Source organism: Rhodoflexus sp. (assembly GCF_053489755.1).
The window spans coordinates 19,526-43,637 of record NZ_JBRCHD010000014.1 but is presented as its reverse complement, the minus strand read 5'-3'; the positions used below and the strand labels follow the sequence as shown (position 1 = coordinate 43,637).

Here is a 24,112-nt window from a genome sequence, read left to right as displayed (position 1 = left end):
GTGTTTATTGTGCGTATCGGGATTGTATAAAATAACAATATTACAGATTTTATTTCGCATATTTGCGAAGTTTTTCATTCTCTACGCGAGCTAAAAATATTTATTCCATAAACATCTGCATATGGGCGAGACCATTATCTTTTCGATGGCGGGAGTAAACAAAATATATCCTCCTTCCAAACAGGTGCTCAAAGATATATACCTTTCTTTTTTTTACGGTGCGAAAATAGGCGTATTGGGTCTGAACGGATCCGGTAAGTCTTCACTGTTGCGTATCATTGCCGGTATAGACAAAAATTTTACGGGGGAAGTGGTTTTCTCTCCGGGCTACAGTGTCGGTCTGTTGGAGCAAGAGCCGCAGTTAGATCCTAATAAAACCGTTCGTCAGGTGGTAGAAGAAGGCGTTCAGGAAGTAGTAAACCTGCTGCGCGAGTTTGAAGCAATCGGCGAAAAGTTTGCCGAGCCGGATGCCGATTTTGACAAACTGCTTGCCCGTCAGGCGATTATTCAGGAAAAACTGGAGGCAGCAGATGCATGGAATTTAGATAACAAGCTAGAACGTGCGATGGATGCCCTGCGCTGTCCGCCCGAAGACGCAGTAGTCGGCAATCTTTCGGGGGGTGAAAAGCGCCGCGTTGCCTTGTGCCGCCTGCTGTTGCAGGAACCCGACGTATTGCTGCTCGACGAACCTACTAACCACTTAGATGCCGAGTCGGTACATTGGTTGGAACAACATCTCAAGCAGTATAAGGGTACTGTTATTGCCGTTACTCACGACCGCTACTTCCTCGACAACGTAGCCGGCTGGATTTTGGAGCTTGACCGTGGCGAAGGCATTCCATGGAAAGGGAACTACTCTTCATGGTTAGAGCAAAAACAAAACCGCCTTGCACAGGAGGAAAAGCAAGAAAGCAAGCGTCAGCGGACACTACAGCGCGAATTGGAGTGGGTGCGAATGACCCCTAAAGCCCGTCAAGCCAAACAAAAAGCTCGTTTGAATGCTTACGAAAGTATGCTCGGCGAAGAGTCTAAGCAGAAAGAAGAAAAGTTGGAGCTCTACATCCCGCCCGGGCCGCGCTTAGGCACCAAGGTGATTGAAGCACATAACGTTTCTAAGGCTTTCGGCGATAAGCTCCTTTTTGAAAACCTTTCTTTCTCGCTTCCACAAGGAGGGATCGTAGGGGTTATTGGCCCTAACGGCGCCGGTAAAACCACACTCTTTAAACTCATTACGGGCATTGAAAAACCAGATACAGGTACTTTTGAAATAGGCGAAACTGTACGCTGGGCCTATGTTGATCAGACCCACGACAACTTGGATCCCAACAAAACCGTTTGGGAAACCATTTCGGGCGGCAATGAACTGATGCTTGTTGGCGGTCGCGAGATCAACTCCCGTGCATACGTAAGCCGCTTCAATTTCAACGGAGCCGACCAGCAGAAAAAAGTAGGACAACTTTCGGGTGGCGAACGCAACCGCGTACACCTCGCTATGACCCTCAAGCAAGATGCTAACCTGCTATTGCTCGATGAGCCTACCAACGATCTGGACGTAAATACACTTCGTGCATTGGAAGAAGGGCTGGAAAATTTTGCAGGCTGCGCCGTGATTATTTCCCACGACCGATGGTTCTTAGACCGTATTGCCACGCACATTATCGCATTTGAAGGCGACTCGCAGGTGCGCTTCTTCGAGGGCAACTTCTCGGAATACGAAGATTTTCGCCGCAAGCAAGAAGGATTTGTCGAACCCAAGCGCATTCGCTACAAAAAGTTAGTGAAATAAAAATGCAAAGTCGGTTCACAAATCATATCGGCAGCATCTTAGTCCTACTGCTGGCAGCATGCTCGCTCACTTCCTGTTTCGAGGTGCGCGAAGATATTACGATAGACAAGAACGGTGCAGGCAGCTATGCCTTTCTCATAGACATGAGCAGCAGCAAAGCGATGATTGACCTTGCTGTAGGAATGCAGGCAACAAAAGATCGTACCCCATTCAACCAAATGGATTCATCTTTTGCCAAAGGCATAGCAAGGCTAAGCAATATGGAAGGCATCAGTAATGTGCAGCCTATCAACAACCGCGAGCAATATATTTTCGGCATGTCTTTCGACTTTGCCAACATTGATGCACTCAATGCAGCCCTCAACCAGTCCACACAAGAGCAAGCTGAGCAGAATAACAACCCGATTTTCAGTTTTAGGAAAAAAGTACTTATCCGAAATGATCGTTCGATGGTTAGTTCGCTGGCCGATCTGGAGGTACTGCGCAGCACCCCCGAAGGAGCAACACAGATAAAAGCCCTACTTGAAGGGGCTTCGTATGTGTACACAGTGCGTCCTAAGACAGGTAAGGTGCGTTCGTTCAGCAACAAGCAAAGCGAACTACAAGACGGCGGAAAAGTCCTGCATTACCGCGTTGGATTATTAGAAATGATGGAGGGCAAAGTTGCCCCTGCCAATACTATCAAATTTAAATTTTAACCTGACTCACTAACAAAGAATGGCGTATTTATTTACTTCGGAGTCCGTTTCGGAAGGACATCCCGACAAAATCGCAGACCAGATTTCGGATGCTGTATTGGATGCCATGCTGACGCAAGACCCCGACTCGCGCGTAGCTTGCGAAACATTAGTAACAACCGGCTTGGCAGTAATAGCCGGTGAAGTAACGACTAAGGCATATGTAGAAATTCCCGATGTTGTGCGCGAAACTATCCGCCGCATTGGTTACAACAAAGATCAGTACCGCTTCGATGCAGAGTCGTGCGGAGTCATTGTTACACTGCACAGCCAGTCGCCCGATATTGCACGTGGGGTGGATGAAGACCAAGCCGCCAACAAAGAGCAGGGAGCCGGCGATCAGGGAATGATGTTTGGCTATGCAACTAAGGAGACTTATCAATACATGCCAATGGCGCTCGCCTATTCACATCAGCTGATGAAAGAATTGGCAAACATTCGCAAAAACGAACCTGAACTGATGCCTTACCTGCGCCCCGACTCAAAGGCTCAGGTTACAATTGAATACGACAACAACGGCAAGCCCAAACGCGTACATACGATTGTTGTTTCAACACAACACGACGAGTTTGCAAGCGAAACAGCAATGCTCAATAAAATCCGCGAAGATGTTATTGGTATCCTGATCCCGCGCGTGATTCCTGTAGAACTGATTGATAAGAATACCATATTCCACATCAACCCGACAGGTAAATTTGTGATTGGTGGCCCGCATGGCGATGCAGGCCTGACCGGGCGCAAAATCATTGTAGATACCTACGGCGGTAAAGGTGCGCACGGCGGCGGAGCTTTCTCAGGTAAAGATCCATCCAAAGTGGACAGAAGCGCTGCCTATGCAGCCCGCCACATTGCCAAAAACCTCGTAGCCGCAGGAGTAGCAGAAGAGGCATTGGTGCAGGTAGCCTATGCTATCGGCATAGCACGGCCTGTTTCGGTAAACGTGAATACCTACGGCACATCCAAAACCGGCATGACCGACGTACAGATTGCCAATATCGTTTCTGAAATGTTCGATCTGCGTCCGCGTGCCATTATCGAGCGCTTCGGGCTGAAAAATCCGATATTCTCGCCAACAGCAGCCTATGGACACATGGGTCGCGAACCGTTCGAGAAAGAAGTTGAAACCTTCCGCGTAGAAGTGAAAGATGCAAATGGTGTAAAAGAAGAAATTCGTCGCAGACAGCAGCACAATGTACAGTTCTTCGGCTGGGAAAAGTTAGATTATGTGAAGCAGTTACAAGACGCATTCAAGCTGTAATTGCTTACTGCGAAAACTTTTCAATAGACAGCAACCTGACGGGCAATATGATCCCGTCAGGTTTTTTTATTGTTTCGGAAAATATATCCAATGCGCAGATCCATAAAATCTGCCGTGCGCGTATGCGACTTGAGGCTCATGCCCGCAAACAAGCCACTCGGTGTTTTGTAGCTTAGCTCAAATCGCTGATATACGGGATGCATCGCTCTGACGGGTGCGTATACATAAACCCCCAGTTGTTGTCTGAAACCAATGCGCCCCAGCAGCAACTCGTGCCCCAGCAGAACTGCTGCCCTTGTAAACTGGCGACTGCGTTCGGGTTCATTGCGCAGCAAGCGCTCGCGCAGCGAATAGTCCACAATTACCTCCATACCTGCATTAAGCCCACTTAGCCTGCCTACGCGGCGCGAAGCATCGGCTGTTGCGCCAAAAATCCAGTAGCGGCTATCGTCGTTGCGTTCGGCAGTTTTGGCTGTAGTGAAGGCAGCTACCCGATACTCCCAGCCTTGCTGATACTCCTCCCGCCAATCTGTCTGCTCAAACGAGGGGAACGCAATATTTTCCAGCGAATAGTCTATACCCAAGCCAAAAGTCGGGAAGTTGATGCCTTTGTTTGGCTCTTTCAGCCCGCCGTTGGAGATGTGATTGAAGTTACCGTATAAGCGCAGTTTTGTTTGCTGCGTGAGCCGATAGTTCAGGCTCAGGTTCGTCAATAAATTGAAACTAATAGCGGTGCTGTAAAACAGATTTTGCGGATTGCTGACCGGGTCAAATACGCGATCCAGATAACTAAAACCCGCTCCCATGCGGTAGGACACGTTGAACCGAGCAGGCGCAGCCATAAATGGTTCTACAAAAGCAATCGCCGACCATGCATTGCCAAGAATCTGCGGATTGTCGAAGCTATAGTAGCCCACTGAAAGTCCGATGCGCGGGTAGCAGGAGCAGAACTGCCAATATTGCCTACGCAGCAACTGCCGGCTGATCTCAATTTCCAAGCCACGAGGACGCGAAAAGGAAATGCTTCTGATCTCTTCGGAATGCGGCAAGATGAAGCCGTAATGCGTACGAAGTCCTATGGCAACGGGCTGCCTGACTACGGAATCAGCGTTTTGTGCCTGCACTACCCAAACCCAGCAACTGAAAATAAGCACCGATAGTATTCGTTTCATCATCTTTCTGTTTTGATAGACTTTGTTAAAAACGCGTAAGCCCGTATGTAGGTTGCTAATCGGAAAAGACACAACATTTTTCAGCCTCTTGCGTATCTAATCCTGATTTATCGGAAGATTTTGCTAACTTCCCACTGCCTTTGGATTAAACGCATTTGCATCACTCAAAAGTTAAACAAGATGAGTAATTTCGAGAAAGTAAAACACTATTTGCAGGAATTGGGCTACGACATTGCCTTTGAAGACGTAATAGACCAGATCTACATGATCAATGCGCCGGAAGACGGCATCCAGAACCTGATTATAGATTGCAACGATCCTATTCTCATTATTGAGCAATATCTGTTTGATATTGACAGCAGCAATGCTCAAGTGTTGCAGTCCTTATTGAAAAAAAACCGCGAAATCGTTCACGGTGCATTCGCCTTAGACGACGAAGGCAAACGTTTGATTTTCCGCGATACTCTACAATTGGACAACCTCGATCTGAATGAACTTGAAGCAAGCATCAATTCGCTCAAACTGCTGATGGCAGAATATGCAAGCGAAATGCTTCAATTTGCCAAGTAGTCCGCAACCAATCGAGTAAAACAATAGTTTACATGTTCATTCCACCATTCAATTAATAGAAGCATATGGGAATTTTCAGCAGACTTTTCGGCATTGGTAAGGCTGAAGCACATAGTGTTTTGGATAAGTTAGAAGACCCGATCAAAATGACTGAGCAGGGCATCCGCGACCTGAAAGAAGATCTTAATAAAAGTTTGCAGGGACTCGCTGAAATAAAGGCGCTTGCCATCCGTGCAAAAAATGACAACGCCAAGTTCATCAGTGATGCTAAAAACTATGAGCAAAAGGCGATCATGTTGCTACAGCGCGCGCAGACAGGACAACTCGCACCTGCAGAGGCTGACCGGCTGGCGGGAGAAATGCTCCGTATGAAGGAAAAAGCTGAGCAGGAAGCGGCACGTACGGCTAAGGAGATGGCGATGCACGAGCAGAGCGTGGCTACTATGGAGCAGAACATCAACAAGCTGAAAAGCAAGATAAGCACTTATGAAAATGAATTGCGCACACTAAAAGCACGTGCCAAAGTAAGTGAGGCTACCAAGAATATCAACAAGCAGTTGGCGCAGATTGATTCCAACAGCACTATTTCTATGCTGGAGCGCATGAAAGATAAAATTGCACAAGACGAGGCTCTGGCACAGTCTTACGGTGCAATTGCGCTGGAAAGCAAGTCTATTGACGAGGAAGTGGAGCAAGTGCTTGGCTCAAGCGTTCAGAGCGACGCACTACTGGAGTTGAAAGCCAAGATGGGGCTGCTGCCTCCGCCGCCTAATACAACCGGAGACGACGGTAAAACATCGCTCCCTCCACCTCAGCAGTAAGCAAACAACCCCGACATATAAAATGATAAATCCGACAGGTCTTTAGGGCTGTCGGATTTTTTGTATCTGATAAGGCTACTTTTCTACAGCAATTGCCTCTATTTCAATCAGATAATCAGGTGTAACTAACGACTGCACCCCCAATGTGCTGCGTGCAACTTTGATCGGATTCTGCGGGTTGTTGAAAAATAGTTTGTAAGCCTCAAACCACGCATTGTAGTCGGGCTGATTGCCTTTTTGCGGATCAGGCGCAACATAAACGCGCAGGAACACTACGTCGTTCAGAGTCATGCCGCCCTGTTTCAAAATTCCTTCGATGCGTTTCATAATGCTGATACTTTGCGTGTAGGTATCGCCCAACCGCTGGCGATTGCCCGGCGCTGCGGTACTATCAGCAGCAGCGGCAACAATGCCGCTCGTATGTATCCAGCGTTTCCCTGCCGGAATTTCTACACCTTGTAGGATAGCAGATCCCGGATTGTTATCGTAGCGTTTTACTAATCCTACAGGCTGTTTACAAGCTGTTGCCAGTAGTAAGATGATGCAATAGAACAAGAGTTTTTTCATGTGTTTATTCAGGTTATACCGTAAAAATACGCTCGTACCCACAAAATCACGCATGCCTGAGTTCTTCGAGTGCCAGCCAGCTCATCAGCCCGCAGCCGATCGCAAGCGCTGACTCGTCTATATCGAAGGTTGGCGTATGCACTTCTGAAACAATGCCTCGCGCTTCGTTGCGCGTACCGAGCCTGTAAAAGCAGCCGGGTATTTCCTGCGCATAATAGGCAAAATCTTCGCCTGCCATCCATAGATCTAAGTCTATCACATTGGCGGCGCCAACGTAGTCTTTGGCAACTTTGCGCATACGTGCCGTCAGTTCGGGATCATTGGTCAGGTAAGGGTAGCCCTTGCGGATTTCTATTTCACAAACGCCGCCCATGCTGCCGACTAATTCAGTGGCAAATTTGTAGATGCGCCTGTGTGCTTCCTCGCGCCACTCTTCGTTCATTGTGCGGAAAGTTCCTTGCAGAAGCACCTCATTGGGAATAACATTTGTTACACCTTCGGCGATAAAGCGGCCAATGGAAAGTACCGAAGGAATGCGCGGAGGAGCCATGCGGCTGACCACCTGTTGTAGACTCACTACTAAGTGCGCTGCTATGTACACAGGATCTATGAGTCGCTCCGGCATAGCTGCATGCCCGCCTTTGCCAACGACGCGGATGTAGAGTTCATCGGTGCTTGCCATGTACATACCCTCGCGGAAGCCCACCTGACCAACAGGCAGTTGAGGCGTTACGTGTTGCCCGATAATATGCGAAGGGGCGGGGTTCTGCAACACGCCGTCTGCAATCATCAGCGAAGCGCCGCCGGGTATTTTTTCCTCGCCGGGCTGAAAAATTAACTTGACTGTACCCTCAAACGAGTCGCGGACTTGCTGTAAGATATGCGCTACACCCAACAGCGAAGCAGTATGCGCATCGTGCCCGCAGGCGTGCATAATACCTTCGTGGACAGATTTGTAAGGAACATCGTTTGCCTCTTTGATTGGCAGCGCATCAATATCTGCCCGCAACGCGATGGTTTTCTTATGTGGATTTTGTCCCTCGATTAGGGCTACTACCCCGGTCGTTGCCATTGGCTGTGGGTGTAAGCCTATGTTTTTCAGTTCATTGGCTATAAACTCCGCTGTCCGGAACTCCTGAAATGACAGTTCGGGATGCGTATGCAGATGGCGGCGAAAACCTGTTACAAGCGCTGCAATAGATTGGGCGATGTCTTGAATTTGCTTAAGCATTAGGCAGTTTTTGGTTTCATTTTTGTAAAGTTTAACAATAAAGCGCGGCTGCTTTTTGGCAGTATGGCTTAATATTGCGTTTCATCCATCATCTAAATTACGTTCTTATGAAGAAAAAACTGAGTCTCACCTTCGCATTTTCGCTGTTTGCTTTTGCATTGTGCTATGCACAGACCGAATCCCCTGAAGCACGTGCAAAGAAAAGAATTGAGCCGGTTATTAAATATATCGACTCAAAAATTACCGACCCTGCAAAAAAACTGACCGCTGCACAGAAAAAAGAACTTACTGATGCGCGTTTGGCTTACGAAATAGGATCGGATAGTATTCCATTGTTGCGTGCCGAAATTGTTAAGGAAGCAGAAGAACTACGTGCAAAAGCTGCGGAACTTAATGAAAAAGTTGCAGAAAACGACGAAGAAGCGGCTAAAATCAACGAAGAAAAAGAAGCTGTCGCCAAGCGGAGCGAAGACTTGAAAGACAAGCAAGAATACCTGAAAGCAATGCCTGAGCGCCTGAAAGCCGATATGGAAGAGGCGATCAAAAAAGTGTTGAAAGGCGATCAGTTGAAAGCCTACAATGAAATGCTGGCTGCTCAAAAAGCTAAAAAATAGACCTGAGCGATACTTTGACTGCTTTAAAGCTGTCGTTTTGATGCGACAGCTTTTTTATTGTTACCCTATAAATGCATAGCGGCGCAACATTCCGGAAGCTGTGCGTGTTTTTATGAAAGTACATTTCCAACAACAGCGCATGAAAATAGAAATTTGGTCGGACATCATGTGTCCGTTTTGTTATATCGGTAAGCGCCGCTTAGAGCGTGCAATGGCGCAGTTTCCACAGGCTGCACAAGTACAAATTGAGTGGAAAAGTTTTCAGTTAGATGCGGAAAGCCGCACCGATACATCTAAAAACTACGCACAAATGCTGGCAGAGAAGAAAAATATACCGCTGCCACAAGTGCGCGAGATGTTTGCCAATGTAGCTGAGATGGGTCGCAACGAAGGGCTGCTGCTGGATTTTGATAAGGCAGTAGTCGCTAACTCGTTCAACGCGCACCGCTTTACACACCTTGCCAAAGCACAGGGCAAGCAGTTGGAAGCTGAAGAGTTGCTCTTTAGGGCACATTTTACCGAAGGCAAAAATGTGGACGATGCCGAAGTACTGACACAATTAGGAGAGGCAATCGGTATTGCAGCCACTACAGTACGCGAAATGCTGGCATCGGAAGCCTACAAGGCAGAAGTCCATCGCGATCAGTACGAGGCGCAGCAGATAGGAGTGCGCGGCGTGCCATTCTTCGTTTTTAACAACAAGTATGTCATTTCGGGGGCGCAAGAGAGTCGCGTATTTCTTTCTGCGCTACAGCAATCATTTGGCGAATGGCAGCAAGAACAGGCTACCCTTCAGAAGATACCATCCGAAGATGCATCCTGCACTAAAGACGGCATTTGCTAATTTATTGCCCGCACTTTTCGTAAAATAAGTCCCGCGCTTCGGGCATACCGAGGTTGACTGCTTTTTGCAAGTACTCGCAGCCTTTGAGGTCATTTTTGGCATTGGCAGGCAATTGTGAATAAGTAACCAGCCCCAGCATGTAATAGGCGCGTGCAAAATCGGGCGCTATTTCAGTGCAATATTGCAGGTCTTCGATAGCTTTGGTGAAATCTTTCAGCGCTAAATAACTTTGCGCACGGTTATAGTAGATGTTGCGGTCGCTTTTGTTCATGTTGGCGGCGCGGTTGAAGTCTGCAAGGGCTTCTTTGTGTCGCCCCATTGCTGCCAGCATCGCCCCGCGATTCAGGTAAAGTTCATAGACGGTTTGGTCTAATTCCAGCGCGCGGTCAAAATCTTTCAGCGCCTCCTCAGGCATTCCCATTTGCCAAAAAGCATTCCCGCGATTGTAGAAATATTTGTAGTTCTGGTTATTCAGCTTGATAGCCTGATTGAAGCAGGACATGGCAGAGTCGGTTTGTAGCAGCTCCATATAAGCAAAACCCAGCATATTGACTGCGTCTGCATCTCGTAAAGTTGCTTTTTTGGGTGCCAGCAGCGCAACTACCGAGCCGTAGTCTTGCTTACCCAGCAGTTCGCGGGCTTTGGTGGTAAACTGTTCATCAGTATTTTTTTGACAAGCCGAAAATGGGATTACTATTGCCAGCAATCCCATCAGATAAGTAAAAGTTTTCATTTTCTTTTGGTTGTGGTTGTCTTCTTGGTAGTTGCCGCTTTGGTCGTCGTTTTGGCAGATGTCGTTTTTTTCGTCGTTGCTTTAGCCGCAGACTTACCTGTTGTTTTAGCTTCTGCCTTCGCAGGTGTTTTAGGCGCTTCGGCCGCTATTATTGCTTTGACTTCATCAAAAGACAGTAAAGCAGGTTCCGCGCCTTTGGGAATCTTTATATTTTGCTTGCCTGCCTCAATGTAAGGCCCCCAGCGTCCGTTCAAAATGCGAATGCTTGCATCTTCAGAGAATACCCGGATAACCTTTTCCGCATCTGCCTTGCGTTTTTTCTCAATTATCTCTTTGGCTTCATCCAGCGTAATGGTAAGCGGGTCTGAGCTTTTGGGCAATGAAAAAAACTGCTTTTCATAGCTCACATAAGGGCCAAATCTGCCGATAGCTGCTATTACGGGCTTGCCGTCTATCTGCCCTACCTCACGCGGCAGTTTGAAAAGCTCCAACGCTTCTTCCAGCGTTATTTTGTCAGGCGATTGCCCTTTGCGCAGGCTTGCGTATTGCGGTTTTACCCCGTCTTCATCGCCGCCTAACTGTACATAAGGGCCGTACTTGCCGATGCGCACCACCATTTCTTTGCCGCTTTCGGGGTGATAGCCTAACAATCGCCCTTCGCGCGGCGTGGCGAGCAGTTCCAGCGCTTCTTCCAATGTAATGGTTTCTATGAACTGTCCTTTGCGCAAACTTGCGTATTGCGGCTTTTCTGCGCCGTTTTCATCGCTGCCCAATTGCACATAGGGCCCGTATTTGCCCAAACGAGCGATAATTTCTTTGCCTGTAGTTGGGTCATTGCCGATTTTGCGGGCAGTTGAGGCGCGGTCTGCATTGTTTTGCGTATCCTCTACCTGATGGTGGAAGCCTTTATAGAAACTTTCCAGCATCTTTTGCCAAGGCATTTTACCTTCGGCGATGTAGTCAAATTCTTCTTCTACTTTGGCGGTAAACGAGTAGTCGATGATGTTGGGAAAATGGGCAACCAAAAAATCGTTTACCTGCATGGCAAGGTCGGTCGGGAACAGTTTCATATTTTCCGCTCCCGTATTTTCTGTTTTTTGCGCTTTGCTGATTTGGTCTTGCTGCAAAGTCAGTTCGGTGTAGGCGCGTTCTTTGCCCTCGCGCGATTCTTTGACCACGTAGCCGCGTTCCTGAATGGTGGTAATAGTAGGGGCATAGGTAGAAGGTCTGCCGATGCCCAATTCTTCCAGTTTTTTCACCAGACTTGCCTCTGTGTATCGGGCGGGTGGGCGGCTGAACCGTTCGGTTGCTTTTATATGCTTCAAATCTAGCAACTGACCGATTTGCAGCGGCGGCAACATGCCTTTTTGCTCCTCGTCTTCTTCATCGCCGCTGAATTCCAGATATACTTTCAAAAAGCCGTCAAAAAGAATGACCTCGCCTGTGGCTTCCAGTATTTCAGGGGTAGTAGAAATGCTGACGCTTGCCGTAGCGCGTTCCAGTTTGGCATCAGCCATTTGCGAAGCGATGGCGCGTTTCCAAATTAATTCGTACAGGCGCTGCTCGTTGCGGTCGTCTCCAGCGACTTTTCGCGAGAAGTCGGTCGGGCGAATGGCTTCGTGGGCTTCCTGCGCGCTCTCCGACTTGGTTTTATAGCGGCGCGGCTGATGGTAGTCTTCGCCGTATTCGTTTTTAATCGCACGGGCCGCGGCTTCCATTGCCTCATCGGACAGATTGACTGAATCGGTACGCATATAGGAAATGTGTCCCGCTTCGTAGAGTTTTTGCGCCAGTCGCATAGTTTGCGATACGCCGAAACGCAGCTTGACGCTCGCTTCCTGTTGCAGGGTAGAAGTGGTGAAAGGCGGCGCGGGCGATTTTTTGGCAGGCTTCTTTTCCAGATTGGCAATGGTGAAGGCTGCCCCTATGCAGCGTTGCAAAAAGGCTTCCGCCTCGGCTTCGGTTTTGAAACGCTTGGGCAGCTCTGCCTGCAATTCTTTGCCTTTGTCTAAGGTAAAAACGGCGGCAACTTTATATTCCGACTCGGGCGTAAAGCGGATAATTTCGCGCTCGCGCTCTACAATAAGCCGCACGGCAACCGATTGCACGCGCCCTGCCGACAATCCGCCTTTGATTTTTTTCCACAAAATAGGCGATAGTTCAAAACCTACCAGACGGTCTAATATGCGGCGTGCCTGCTGCGCATTGACAAGGTCTATATCAATCGCGCGCGGCTGCTGAATAGCTTTTTGAATGGCATTTTTGGTGATTTCGCGAAAAACGATGCGCTTGGTATCCTTGCGGTCTAAGCGCAGGGCTTCGTACAAGTGCCAAGAAATGGCTTCCCCTTCGCGGTCGTCGTCTGTCGCTAACCAGACCACATCGGATTCTTTGGCAAGTTTAGCAAGTTGGGAAACTATTTCGCGCTTATCTTCCGAAATTTCATAGCGCGGCGTAAAATTGTTTTTTATGTCAATCGCATCATCGGTTTTGGGCAGGTCGCGAACATGCCCGTAGCTCGATTTCACCGTATATTCTTTGCCCAAATAGCCCTCTATGGTTTTTGCCTTCGCGGGCGACTCTACTATGACAAGGTTTTTTGGCATCAGTCGTTCAAGGTTGATGGTTAAGTTCGGTCGTATGTTTTTTAGCGCGCCCTGAAGGGCGCGTGTAAGTTAAGGTTCCAAAACTTGGTCGTTCGTGCGGACACAAACAACGGGGTGCGGTCTGACGCGAACGCACACCCTGAAGAATATGGTACATCGTTGCCGTTGCTCGTGCCTCCACGCGCAACTTTATTGTTTCGGTTTGACCAAGATGCACACCCTGAAGGGTATGATACATCTGTCTGTAACCACGCCTGATACATAACAAACGAAGAAAAGTTCCGATTGTTACAAACTTTTCTGCGCGCCGATGTCCGCAAACTTAGGATTTGTACTTTGAAATTCGGGTACTAAGCGCATCATCAGGCGCACAATCGCTGTATCGTCTGCGTTTTCTGCAATTTTATGTTGAAGTTCTTGTAATAAAAAATTCAACTCCTGCACAGCGATTGTAGGAATGTTTTTGGCGATGCGAATTTTGGGGTGATAGGTGGGCAAAGTATTTTCTCGCTCTAACAACAATTCCTCCACGAGTTTTTCGCCGGGTCGCAAGCCTGTGAATTGAATGGCGATGTCTTTGTCGGGTTGCAAACCTGCCAGTCGTATCATTTTGCGGGCTAAGTCGGCGATGCGGACAGGCTGTCCCATATCGAACAGGAAAATTTCCGCCTGCCTGCCCATTGCGCCCGCTTCCAAAATCAGTTGCGCCGCTTCGGGAATGGTCATAAAGTAGCGCACAATATCGGGCGATGTTACCGTCAGCGGTCCGCCTGCCTGCAACTGCTTTTTGAAACGCGGAATCACCGAACCGTCTGAACCTAACACGTTGCCAAAGCGCGTGATGGCAAAAGCCGTGGCGCTGCCCTGGGCATGCAAAGCCTGTATATACATTTCGGCAATGCGTTTGGAAGCGCCCATGACGTTGGTCGGGTTTACGGCTTTATCGGTAGAAACCAGAATGAATTTTTCCGCGCCGTAGCGCATAGCGGCATCTGCGGTGTGCTTTGTCCCGAAAATATTGACCTTGACGGCTTGTTGCGGATACATTTCCATCATAGGCACGTGCTTATAGGCGGCGGCGTGCAGGACTACTTGCGGGCGGTGTTGTGCAAATAGCCGCTCAACGCTTGCCGCATCGGTAATATCTGCCAAAATAGGTACGGCTTGTGTATAACGCTCCTCTTCGGCGAGCGATAAATGCAGTTCGTGCAGCGCCGATTCGGCTTTGTCTAACAGCAGCAGTTTTTTGGGTTGGCAGCGCGTCAGTTGGCGGCAAAGTTCGCGCCCGATAGAGCCGGCGGCGCCTGTAACCAGCGCCACTTTACCGCTGAAAGTTTCGCGCACGTGCGGCGACTCCATGCGGATGGGTTCGCGTTCCAGCAGGTCTTCTATTCGCACATTTTCCAATTGGGATGGATTAAAACCGCCTTCGTACCACTGGCTAAGCGGCGGCACTTTCATCACGGGCACGCCGGCTTCCAAGCACCACTCTATAAACTCCTGCCTGCGCTTTGCGGACAGTTGATGAATCGCAATCACGGCTTTTTGCACGCCGTTTTTGCGCACAATATCCTTAAAATGGTCGGCAACCTGAAAAACGCGCACGCCTTCAATAGTTTTGCCGCTTTTCATTGGGTCATCATCAAAAAAGGCGACTACTTTGTAGGAAAGTCCCGGCGCGTGTTCCAGCACGTGTTTGGTGATAAGTCCCGCGCTGCCTGCGCCGAAAATGAGCAAATGAATAGGCGGATGTTCTTCGGCGGCATCACTACCTGCGCTGAAATAGCGCGCCAACGCCCGATAGCCTGCCAGCGCAATTAGCGAAAGGGTGAAGTAGGCAATGCCAATAGCGGCGGAAAATTTGTCCCAAATGGCATAGGAAAATAGCCCAAGCGTCAAATCGGACGACATCAGCGCCAGCGTCAGCTTGACCACATCGCGCAAGTGGATGAAGCGAATGACAACCGCGTAAGTTTTGAACATAAAGAAAGCCGACAAACGCAAGGCGGCAGCCAGCGCCACCGTTTGCCCAATAGCGGCAGGCGCTTGCTCTTCAAATAAAAGCGCGGACAAAACGAAGGCGACCGCGCCCAGCAAAAGGTCGGTTGCCAGCAACGATAGTTTATTGAACGTGGCGCGGTTGGCGTATTGGCTAAGCCGTTTTCTTACCATGTAAATACCATCCGTTGGTTCACCAACGGGCAAGCGATTGTTTTATTTTGCTGCGTTACCTGCAAAATCGGCTTGCCCAGCGGGTCAAAGTTAGGCAGAGGCGCCAACAATGCCAGTTCTTCATCGGCAACCGAGAGCGGCCGCCCGTTGAGCGAAACCGCATCGCCGATTTCCTTTTCAAAGCCGTGCAGAATGAGTTTGAGATGGGTAAACGCGCTTGCAAACGCGCCTTCTGCGGCTTCCAGAATCAACTCACGCGATGCGCCTTGATATACGATGACGCGGCGGTAGTATTTGCCCTGCTCATAGTCATAGCTTTGTCCGTCATCTTCATAATACACAAAATCGGAACTGCCGTTGTGATGATATACGTGTAGGTAGAGCGTGCCGTCGTGCGCCTCCTGTGTGGACTGTACCAGACTCTGCATCGGAATAATAGCGCCTGCTTTGGCAAATACGGGCAGGAATTCCAGAGGACTTTCTACCAGCGCCTCACTGTCGCCGTGGTACGGCTGATTGTTGTACAGGTAATACCACTTGCCTTTGGGAAGAAATACTTTGGTGATGCTGCGACCGCTTTCGGTTGGGCAAACCAGCAAGCCGGGACCGAATAGGTATTCATTCTGATAATTGATGTCGTAAACGCGGTTGTCGTAGGGGTGGTCTAACGCCAGCGAACGCGCTACGGGCAATCCGCTTTGCGCGGCTTCATAAAATACCGAATAGAGGTAAGGCATCAGGCGGTAGCGCAGGCTGATGTAGTTGCGCGAAATCGCTTCCACTTCTTCGCCAAAGCTCCATGGCTCTTGGTCGCGGGTATTAATCATGCTGTGGCAGCGGAAGAAAGGGGCAAAAGCGCCTTGCGCTATCCATCGGGCAAACAGCGCCGCGGAAGGCTCGCCGACAAAGCCGCCGACATCGTAGCCAGCAAAGGGAATGCCTGTTAAGCCGATGCTGCTTACCAACCTTGCGCCCAGCAGCATGTGCTCATCCGAAGAGGTATTGTCGCCTGTCCAGAGGGCAGCGTAGCGCTGCGCTCCGGCATAGGCGGCTCTTGTCAGCACAAAGGGACGTTTGTTGCTCATCAGCTTTTTGCCGCCTTCGTAAGTAGCACGCGCCATTTGCATACCGTAAACGTTGCGAGCTTTGCGGGCGGTCGCTGTTTGTCCTTCGTAGCTAAATTCCACCAAATCAGGGAATTTTTGCCCCCATGTAGCGGGTTCGTTCATGTCGTTCCAGAAACCTTCTATGCCGCTTTGAACGTATTCCTCAAACTTTTCCCCCCACCATTGGCGGACTTTTTCGTCCGTAAAATCGGGGAAGTAGCACCAGCCGGGCCAAACCTGCCCTTTGTAGGGCGTTCCGTCGGGGTATTTGATGAACACATCTTTTTTCATGCCGTCGTCGTAAGGTTCGTAGCCCTCTTCTACCTTAATGCCCGGGTCGCAAATGACGACTACCTGAAAGCCCAACGCTTTGAGGTCGGCGATGAGTTGGCGGTGATTGGGGAAGCGCTCCTTGTCCCAACTGAAAATTTTGTATTTGTCCATGTAGTGGATGTCTAAATGGATGACATCCGCCGGAATTTGCTTGTCGCGGAAAGTTTGCGCCAGCGTGCGTACTTCGTGGTGCGGATAGTAGCTGTAACGGCTTTGATGAAAACCCAGACTCCATTTGGGCGGCAGCGGCGTCGTTCCTGTCAGGCGGCTGTAAGCCTTCACGATGTCGGCGACGGTAGTTCCGGCAAAGAAGTAGTAGTTCATTTCGCCTTCTTCTACGGTGAATGAGGCGAAGCGGTCGTTGGAAGCGCCAAAGTTGAAATGCGACTTCACGGGGCTGTCCATAAAAATGCCATAACAACGTTGGCTGCGCGGCAATATTCCTATATAAAAAGGCAAAGAGGCGTAAATCGGGTCGCTTTCCGTTCCATAGCCGAAAAAGTCGGTGTTCCAGTGCGAAAATCCGCTGCCTCGTCGGTCTAAGTTGCCTGTTTTTTCACCCATGCCAATGAATCGCTCATCGGGTTGCAGGGTTTTGTAGGCGGTCGCCTGATGTCCTATCCATGAAATGCCGAAAGCGGGGTCGTCTTGGTTGAGCAAAGTCCCTGTGGCATCGAAAAATTGCAGCCGCAGCGGGTGCGTTGCAATGCGGACGCTCAGTTCATCGCTTTTGAGCAGGTAGTCCTGTCCTTGTTCTTCCCATTGAACGGAAAAAGGTTTAGATTCCTTTGCAGCAAGGGCATAGGAAAAAGTTTCGCGTTCCGTGTCGGCTTGCCATGCTTGTACGCGCACAGTATCGGGGGCGCAGAAAGTAACAGCCAGCGAGCCAAAGTCAGTAGTCAGTTCAGCGCCTTTTTCGGTGCGCGTAAGGGTTAGAAGTTTGCCAAGTGATTTGCTGCGCATAAGATTAGGTTAGAAAGTTTGCTGCGGGTGAATTTACAAAGTAAATCATTTTTTGCAGCACACACTCTCTCTATCTGTTACTGGCTGCCATAGTGTGCGCTGACGATTTTGAAAAATTTCGGCAGGCTGCAATAAGTTTACTTTAAATACCTGCTCAGTTTTCGCATTGCGCTTTGGTTTTCGGGAGAGTAAATCATGGCTCGAATACCATCTAATTCGCGGGCGGTCAGTCGCCAGCTGAGCGGGGCTTTGCGCATGTTGCTGAGCGTGTCTAACTGCCCTCGAGCCAAAAGTCCCGGGTTGTATTCCAAATCAACCGTTATGAGTTCATTTTTGAACCAGCCGCCTGCGATTTCAAGCGCTGCATCGTTGCGTCCATCTTGCAGAAAGTACATGTTGCTTACAAAATGTTCAACGGGGGTAAACAGTTTAAACAGCAGCGAGCGCCCTTGATAGGGTTGGACTGCTCTTGTCTTGGGCGAATCGCGGATGCGGATAACAATTACCCCGGAGGTATTTTTAGCAATCCAATCGCGGAAGACATACAAAAACTGTACGGCATCATCAACGCCGAAGTTATCGGAAAGTCCGGCATCTATAACTTCCATAGCAGGCTCGGAAGGCAGCAACACATTGGGCATGATATAAGGAAAAGTCGCATTCATGCGCAGCGCTGTTGTAAATCGCAGGCTGTCGGCATTGTGGTATTTGAAAAAGCGCCCGAATTCGATTCCGCGCATACGCGTGCGGATGGTGCGACGGGCTAAAGGGGCTGCATTGTTCATATAAGAAAGGGGCTGCGGAGAGAAATACAGCCGCCGTCCGTCATTGACGACTGAAGCGGCAATAATCATCATCGGAATTTGTGCCTGCTGCTCGGCTGCGCGGTAGGCAGAGATAGGCTTGTCTAACCAGCCGTCCAGATCGGCGTTGAGCTTTTGCTCGAAGGCATAACCTCTGTCTTTGAAATAACGTAGCGAGTCGCCATGGATTGCCTGAAAAGGCATGAACAAATCGCTTACGATCCATGAAAGCACAAGTGGATTGAGCCGGTCTTTGGCTATTTTTTCGATGTACTGGTCGTCCTGTGTGTCGGGTATTTCGCCTTTGCTTGCTCTGTAGTAGATTTCGCGGTAGTAAGCAGCCCCAATCATGCCGCCCGATGCGCCTGTCATCAGCATGGTTTGTCGCATGACGCGCCCGCCAAAGGCGCTGTCTAAGGTTTGCAGACAGCGCAATGTCCATGCGGCAGCCCTTTGCCCGCCGCCACTGGTACAAATGAAAATCATTTTAGGTGGGTTTTCTTCGGGGAATTTTGATCGCCAGTTGTCTAATATCTTGAGCGTGTGCGCAACGTCGGCTGCATAGTAGGCATCGTTGCCGAGTTGCTCCAAGCGTTTGAGGCTGTATTCGGCGCGGATGGTGTCGTAGTTCAGTCCAAAAGCGCGATAGTATGGGTTTTGTCCGCTGTCAGTTGCAAGGATGCTGAACAGTAAAATTGCAGCTACGGTTACGCCCCATGTCCATTTTTTGAGCCAGTAAGTTAGTGCACCTGCCAGCATCGTTAGCATCGCCAGCAGCAGCAAACCGCTTGCCGCCGCCGGAATTTGAAATACGGCATTATCGCGAAACAGTCCCAGCGTCAGGAAAAGCGCAAACAGAAACAGCTCCACCATCAGCGCATTGAACTGATTGCGATCCAGAAAATGCGAGTGGTCGTGCAGTATCATCGTTGGTATTTCGTGCAGATGCCTGATGCTCGGAGGAAATGATGCGTCTATATAGGAATGTACATCATATCGGGTATCGCGTTGGCCAATATGATGCACGCGCCGTAAATTAAGGTAGCGAGTGATTTTGGACTTTTGAAGTTGCTTGTCTACATGCCAGCTTATGCCACTGAAAAGTGTTTGCCCTGTCAGGCGGAAGTAGATGAAATAGAGAAGTACTACAATCAGTTGCCCGCTGAAAAAGAGCAACACGTTGAGCATAACTTCAGAGAGTTGCATCAATTCCTCGCGAAGTTGGTAGCGAACAAAGGCAGGTACGAACAGCACGTTGAATACAAGCGGTAAAATGCCATTGTTCAAACAAAAAAGCGCCATCGGGCGTGGCAGGAAATTGAGAAAAGTAAATTTATTGATGGCGAAAATATACGCGGTAATGTGAAATGACATGATGAATGCTCCTACGGCAATGCCTGTAATGAACATCGCTGCGCCGCCCGACTTGCCGAGGTATTCCGGCGAGAGGAACAAATAGGGAATCCCTAGATCCTCGCCCCATCGCCCGATCGTAACGCCAAGCAACAATATCCACAACGAAAGTAACAGCAAGTTGCGCCGCAATTGAAAAAGTAGCAGCTGAACAGGAAACGAATAGAAAATCGCATCTAACATTGACATCAAACGCGCAATTCTTGTACCTTTAAACTTTGATTGATAAGATACTCATTAAATTCAGATATATATGGGTTGTAGTAATTGCGGAACCGGAGGTTGCGGTTCTCATGCGAAAAAAGCAGACGGAACAGTTGCCGGCTGCCGCAACAATGGCACCTGTGGTACGTCGGGTTGTAATAAACTCAATGTTTTTGATTGGCTGAGCAACATGGATTTGCCTGCCTTTCAACGTTTTGACATTGTCGAGATTCGCTTCAAAGGCGGTAGAAAGGACTTCTTCCGCAATCAGCAGGCATTAAATCTGACAACGGGCGATGCTGTAGTTGTCGAGCCTGCGGGGGGCGGCTATCATATTGGCTATGTCAGCCTGCAAGGAGAATTGGTGCGCCTGCAAATGATGAAAAAGAAGGTAAAAGACAACACAGAGATAAAGCCAATTATACGGATAGCCACAGCAAAAGACTTGGATAAATTCGCCGATGTACAGAACCGCGAAATGCCGACCCTGTACCGAACCCGCGAAATCATCAAAGACATGAATTTGCAAATGAAACTATCTGATGTTGAGTTTCAGGCAGATAATACGAAGGCTACATTTTACTATTCGTCTGATGATCGCGTAGATTTTCGCGAGTTGATTAAAGTACTTGCGGGCGAGTTCCGCATTCGGGTAGAAATGCGCCAGATTAGCCTGCGCCACGAAGCCAGCCGCCTTGGAGGGATTGGTGTGTGCGGGCGCGAACTCTGCTGCTCTACATGGCTTACCGATTTTAAGAGTGTTTCTACGACGGCAGCACGTTATCAGAACCTTTCGCTCAACCCGAGCAAACTTTCCGGGCAGTGCGGCAGGCTGAAGTGCTGCCTGAACTACGAGTTGGAAACCTACTTAGACGCGCTGGTAGATATTCCCAAAGTAGAAAAGCCGCTGCAAACCATTCGCGGACTGGCACACTTACAGAAAACTGATATTTTCAAAAAAATCATGTGGTTCAGCTACGATACCGAAAGTACCTGGTATCCGCTGGCTGCCGAGCGCGTGCGGCAGATTATAGACCTCAACAAGCAGGGCATCGTAGTAGAATCGCTGATAGAAGATAAACCTGTGGCTGCCTCAGGTGGCAATGTTCCCGATCCTGTAGTTGCCGACCAGTGGGTTGTGGATAGCATGGATGAGGATGCGTTTACTGCTAAAACGCGCGGCAAAAAGAAGCGCAAGAAGAAAAAGTCAATGCGTCCGGGTGAAGAAAATACCAGCAGTACAGCAACTGCAACAACGGCAAGTCCCGAAACGGCCGCGCCTGTTGTTGTCCGCAATCGCCCGCCGCGTCAGTCAAAACCCGATATGCCTGCTACTAACAGCGAAGAAAAAAAGCCATCTGTCAATCAGGAAAATCAGCCTAAGAAGCCGTCGCATCCGCTTCATAAGAGACCTCACAACAACAAAAATCGCAGGCCACCTGCCAGTGGAGACGGCAGCGCAAAGAACAAAAAAGAATAGAACAACAGCGCTCCAATGAGGTCTATCTTCAGGCATCCGTGGTTTGCTGTCGGTATGTTGATGCTGGCTTACGTCTGTTCTTTCATGGACAGATATGTGCTCAACCTGCTGGTAGAGCCGATGAAGCGCGATCTTGGTCTGAGCGACACAGCTGTGGGCTTGTTGCTGGGTGTGAGTTTTGCACTGTTCTACACTACGCTGGGAGTGCCTGCGGGCTATCTGGCAGACCGCATCAATCGCAAAAATCTAATTGCTGCCGGTATTGCTCTTTGGAGCTTGATGACTGCACTGGGCGGACTGGCACAAAACTATGCGCAGTTATTCCTTGCCCGCATGGGCGTTGGAGTAGGTGAGGCAACGCTTTCACCTGCTGCGTATTCGCTCATTGCCGATTTGTTTCCGCGTGAGAAACTCGCCTCGGCGCTTAGTGTCTATTCCGTAGGCATCTACTTAGGTTCGGGGCTTGCTTATTTGGCAGGTGGTAAAATCTTAGACTGGGTGAAAGATCTGCCCCCGATTGGGTTGCCATTGGGGGGGCAGATTTTTAACTGGCAACTCGTGCTGATTGCTGTCGGCTTGCCCGGTTTGCTGATTGCGCTTGGAGTAGCGCTTATACACGAACCGGTGCGCAAACATGCTCCCCGCGCAGAGAAAGTACCCTTCACGCATCTGTTTACCTCGCTTTGGGAGCTGCTGCAGACGCAAGTTGTTTTTCGCTGGCTTTGTCTGGCATCCTCTTTCTTTACAGTGGTCAGCTATGCCTTCTCTTCGTGGGTTCCGGCAGCGATGATGCGCGTTTGGGCAACTGATCTGAAAACAACGAGTATTTTCATGGGCTTGCTGATGATGTTCGGTGCGCCTGCGGGCGTGCTGCTGGGCGGTTATTTCGCCGATAGTGGTAAAACTGCCGGGCAGAACAGCGCTAAAACAACGATTTTTATTGCTACTGCTGCGGGGCTGTTGCCTGTGATGGCTTTGCTGCCTTTTTGTGAAACAGCATTAGAGGCGATGCTGCTTTTTATCCCTGTAGTGCTGTTGCTTAGTGCGCCTGTAGGGGTTACGGCAGCCTTTGTGCAACACTTAGTACCTACCGAATTGCGGGGATTAGCTTCTGCATCGCTGCTACTTTGCCAAAATTTGCTGGGGCTTGGGCTGGGGCCTACGCTGGTTGCGCTACTCACCGATTACTACTTTGGTAAACCTGAGGCAGTTGTACAGTCGCTCAGTATCGTGAGCATAGGCATGTCGTTGCTTTCCTTGTTTGCATTTACCAAAGTCAGGCAGCATTTGCGGCTATAAAAATGAGTCATCCCGAAGAATTTTTGGGATGACTCATTTAGATAAAAGTCGGGTACGATGTAGTATGCCCTTTAGTACATTACCCCGCCGGATCAGGCGGAGTATTCGGGTTGTTGTCGCGCTCTGTAAACGGATACGGGTAGAAATTGCGGTTGCGTTCAGAACCCGCAGCAGCCGGCCCCGGACGGCCAAAACGGCGGCTGTCTTCCAGACGCATACCTGTCAAGTACAACTCGATGCATCGGTTGCGGTAAATCTCTGTCAGGATAGCTTCCTGCGTTATGGGGCCTGAGTAAGGGGGCAAAGCAGCACCTACGCCGAATATGTCCTGTGCAGGGGTTTTGGTCAATACGCGGTTCAATTCTGCAACAGCTTCTGCCAAACGGTTCTGACGTGCCTGTGCTTCGGCACGGATCAGGATCATTTCGCCAGGCAGATACAGCGGAATAGGTGTTTCATCGGCTAAGAAGAACCCGCGACCGCGTGGAGGCACAGCCGCTGTGATATAAAACGGTATCCGCTGGTCATCAGCGGCAGGAGTCAAGGCGGCGGGCAGGCCTAAGTTAGTTTGTGCCTCGTGTACGTTATTAGTTACAAACGAAGTGCGGAAAATAGGGTTCTGTACCACGTTATCAAACAAAAAGCGGGAGCGAGAGGTCAGTGAAACGCGCCCTGCTGCGTCAAAAGCCTGCTGATGGCGACCCAGCATGAGGTTGTAGCGTGCGGAAAGCGCATTGAGCGCATTGGGCAGGTCTATGTCGTTACCCACCACATTAGTAAAAGCCGCAGGCACAGGATTAGCCGCAAGCAAGGTAACGGCTTCATCGCACAAGCGCACAGCGGTCTCTAATAAAGCATTACGGTTGCTGAAGACAGCGTTTCTGCCGGTGGTGATCGGCGCTTGTTCCCAAAAAGTTGCCAGCCAACCCAGCGCCAGCGCTTTGTAGAGGTGCGCATGCGCCTGAATGGCGGCGGCGGTAGCGCGGTCAGGTACGTTGCGTACGTTGGCGATGATGCGGTCGCAGTCTGCATTGAGAATGTTCAGATTTTGCCACATGTTGATAATTATAGGGTTCAGACCGTTTACGTTGTCTCTGCCATTAGATAGCGCGGCAATATCTGCATTACCTGCATTTACTACGCGCAACTCGTTGGTTGCCAAGCCTGAAGTGGTAATGACAGTGTAGAGTGGGCTTGCTCCACCGGCAATATAGCGGCGGCGCAGACCGTTGGAAAATGCGAGCAGCCCTGAGGTATTACTCAATACGTCGTCTTCGGTTGCGGCGTTGGGGTTGGTGTAGTCCAGCGTACAAGAAGGGTTTATCAGCATTGCTGCCAATAGTCCGCAGAGTACGAGTTTTTTGATATGAAAAATTTTCATGTTATTTCCGAATTTAAAT

At 49.5% G+C, this 24,112-nt stretch carries 19 protein-coding genes; 9 read left to right on the top strand and 10 right to left on the bottom strand.

Annotation, left to right across the window (positions count from 1 at the left end):
• Positions 1-121 precede the first annotated feature (121 nt).
• From ettA to metK, 3 genes are read left to right on the top strand one after another with little or no spacing between them, the layout of a single operon-like run.
• Positions 122-1,786 (top strand): energy-dependent translational throttle protein EttA, encoded by a 1,665-nt coding sequence (ettA, locus tag ACWIP2_RS02990; RefSeq protein WP_448518417.1) that lies wholly within the window; start codon positions 122-124, stop codon positions 1,784-1,786.
• Positions 1,787-1,788: 2 nt separating this feature from the next.
• The gene (locus tag ACWIP2_RS02985) at positions 1,789-2,484 is read left to right on the top strand and encodes a hypothetical protein (protein ID WP_448518416.1); all 696 of its coding nucleotides are present in this window, start codon (positions 1,789-1,791) and stop codon (positions 2,482-2,484) included.
• Between the two features lie 19 nt (positions 2,485-2,503).
• Positions 2,504-3,781 carry a methionine adenosyltransferase gene (metK, locus tag ACWIP2_RS02980; protein WP_448518415.1) on the top strand — a complete coding sequence of 426 codons (1,278 nt, stop codon included), beginning with the start codon at positions 2,504-2,506 and terminating at the stop codon, positions 3,779-3,781.
• 56 nt (positions 3,782-3,837) lie between these two features.
• Here the strand turns inward: metK and ACWIP2_RS02975 are convergent, their stop codons facing one another.
• Complete coding sequence (locus ACWIP2_RS02975) at positions 3,838-4,953, bottom strand: acyloxyacyl hydrolase (protein WP_448518414.1); 1,116 nt, start codon at positions 4,951-4,953, stop codon at positions 3,838-3,840.
• Positions 4,954-5,133: 180 nt separating this feature from the next.
• Here ACWIP2_RS02975 and ACWIP2_RS02970 point away from each other — a divergent pair, with 180 nt between their 5' ends.
• On the top strand, positions 5,134-5,523 hold the full coding sequence (locus tag ACWIP2_RS02970; RefSeq protein WP_448518413.1) for a YbjN domain-containing protein: 390 nt from the start codon (positions 5,134-5,136) through the stop codon (positions 5,521-5,523).
• Positions 5,524-5,588: 65 nt separating this feature from the next.
• A complete protein-coding gene (locus ACWIP2_RS02965; protein ID WP_448518412.1) occupies positions 5,589-6,344 on the top strand; it encodes a PspA/IM30 family protein in 756 nt (251 codons plus the stop codon).
• A 75-nt stretch (positions 6,345-6,419) separates the two neighbouring features.
• Here the strand turns inward: ACWIP2_RS02965 and ACWIP2_RS02960 are convergent, their stop codons facing one another.
• Positions 6,420-6,911, bottom strand: coding sequence for a RidA family protein (locus ACWIP2_RS02960; RefSeq protein ID WP_448518411.1), 492 nt, complete (start codon positions 6,909-6,911; stop codon positions 6,420-6,422).
• Positions 6,912-6,957: 46 nt separating this feature from the next.
• Positions 6,958-8,142, bottom strand: coding sequence for a M20 metallopeptidase family protein (locus ACWIP2_RS02955; RefSeq protein WP_448518410.1), 1,185 nt, complete (start codon positions 8,140-8,142; stop codon positions 6,958-6,960).
• A 107-nt stretch (positions 8,143-8,249) separates the two neighbouring features.
• On the opposite strand from ACWIP2_RS02955, the gene ACWIP2_RS02950 reads away from it, so the two are divergent.
• On the top strand, positions 8,250-8,756 hold the full coding sequence (locus ACWIP2_RS02950) for a hypothetical protein (RefSeq protein WP_448518409.1): 507 nt from the start codon (positions 8,250-8,252) through the stop codon (positions 8,754-8,756).
• 139 nt (positions 8,757-8,895) lie between these two features.
• The gene (locus ACWIP2_RS02945) at positions 8,896-9,600 is read left to right on the top strand and encodes a DsbA family oxidoreductase (RefSeq protein ID WP_448518408.1); all 705 of its coding nucleotides are present in this window, start codon (positions 8,896-8,898) and stop codon (positions 9,598-9,600) included.
• A 1-nt stretch (position 9,601) separates the two neighbouring features.
• On the opposite strand, the gene ACWIP2_RS02940 is transcribed toward ACWIP2_RS02945, so the two are convergent.
• The 6 genes from ACWIP2_RS02940 to ACWIP2_RS02915 form a co-directional block, all read right to left on the bottom strand.
• Positions 9,602-10,333 carry a tetratricopeptide repeat protein gene (locus tag ACWIP2_RS02940; RefSeq protein ID WP_448518407.1) on the bottom strand — a complete coding sequence of 244 codons (732 nt, stop codon included), beginning with the start codon at positions 10,331-10,333 and terminating at the stop codon, positions 9,602-9,604.
• Positions 10,330-12,939 carry a type I DNA topoisomerase gene (gene topA, locus ACWIP2_RS02935; RefSeq protein WP_448518406.1) on the bottom strand — a complete coding sequence of 870 codons (2,610 nt, stop codon included), beginning with the start codon at positions 12,937-12,939 and terminating at the stop codon, positions 10,330-10,332. Before topA ends, ACWIP2_RS02940 begins: the two co-directional genes overlap by 4 nt.
• A gap of 7 nt (positions 12,940-12,946) precedes the next feature.
• Positions 12,947-13,177: a hypothetical protein gene (locus tag ACWIP2_RS02930; protein ID WP_448518405.1), complete on the bottom strand. Its 231-nt coding sequence runs from the start codon at positions 13,175-13,177 to the stop codon at positions 12,947-12,949.
• Between the two features lie 50 nt (positions 13,178-13,227).
• Positions 13,228-15,111, bottom strand: a complete 1,884-nt coding sequence (locus ACWIP2_RS02925) for a polysaccharide biosynthesis protein (protein WP_448518404.1) — start codon at positions 15,109-15,111, stop codon at positions 13,228-13,230.
• A complete protein-coding gene (locus ACWIP2_RS02920) occupies positions 15,105-17,513 on the bottom strand; it encodes a glycoside hydrolase family 31 protein (protein ID WP_448518403.1) in 2,409 nt (802 codons plus the stop codon). The genes ACWIP2_RS02925 and ACWIP2_RS02920 overlap by 7 nt, the downstream gene beginning before the upstream one ends.
• Positions 17,514-17,650: 137 nt before the next feature.
• The gene (locus ACWIP2_RS02915) at positions 17,651-19,849 is read right to left on the bottom strand and encodes a patatin-like phospholipase family protein (protein WP_448518402.1); all 2,199 of its coding nucleotides are present in this window, start codon (positions 19,847-19,849) and stop codon (positions 17,651-17,653) included.
• A gap of 133 nt (positions 19,850-19,982) precedes the next feature.
• Here ACWIP2_RS02915 and ACWIP2_RS02910 point away from each other — a divergent pair, with 133 nt between their 5' ends.
• Together ACWIP2_RS02910 and ACWIP2_RS02905 are read left to right on the top strand one after the other, a co-directional pair.
• Positions 19,983-21,413 carry a PSP1 domain-containing protein gene (locus ACWIP2_RS02910; protein WP_448518401.1) on the top strand — a complete coding sequence of 477 codons (1,431 nt, stop codon included), beginning with the start codon at positions 19,983-19,985 and terminating at the stop codon, positions 21,411-21,413.
• A 15-nt stretch (positions 21,414-21,428) separates the two neighbouring features.
• Entirely contained in the window at positions 21,429-22,712 is a 1,284-nt protein-coding gene (locus ACWIP2_RS02905) for a spinster family MFS transporter (RefSeq protein WP_448518400.1), read from the top strand.
• Between the two features lie 79 nt (positions 22,713-22,791).
• On the opposite strand, the gene ACWIP2_RS02900 is transcribed toward ACWIP2_RS02905, so the two are convergent.
• Positions 22,792-24,093, bottom strand: coding sequence for a RagB/SusD family nutrient uptake outer membrane protein (locus ACWIP2_RS02900; protein ID WP_448518399.1), 1,302 nt, complete (start codon positions 24,091-24,093; stop codon positions 22,792-22,794).
• Positions 24,094-24,112 lie beyond the last annotated feature (19 nt).